We start from the raw sequence: 280 nt of genomic DNA on the forward strand, positions 1-280 counted from the left end.
TATTCATCAATTATACGATGCGGATTTAAGTAAAACTGTTTTATTTCAACCAAAGGACACTTATAGAATGCGAGGTGGAGGTAGAAGAGGAAGTTTAACAGCTGGCACTAATCATCCAAATGGCGTTATCACGTATTTCAATTTAAAAGATTACAAGGAAGACGACGAAGTAGCTCTAACTTATTTTGATACAAAAGGGGATACCATTAAGAGCTTTTCAACCAAAGACAAAAAGAATATGCTTAAAGTTGAAAATGGTGCAAATCAGTTTGTTTGGGAT

At 34.3% G+C, this 280-nt stretch carries 1 protein-coding gene; it reads left to right on the forward strand.

Annotated features, from left to right (window positions below; translation table 11 throughout):
- On the forward strand, positions 1 to 280 hold a 280-nt coding region (locus tag ACRHNM_RS16635), incomplete at both ends, for a hypothetical protein (protein WP_431137738.1).

The sequence above is a fragment of the Psychroserpens mesophilus genome (assembly GCF_050617655.1).
Taxonomy (GTDB): domain Bacteria; phylum Bacteroidota; class Bacteroidia; order Flavobacteriales; family Flavobacteriaceae; genus Psychroserpens; species Psychroserpens mesophilus_A.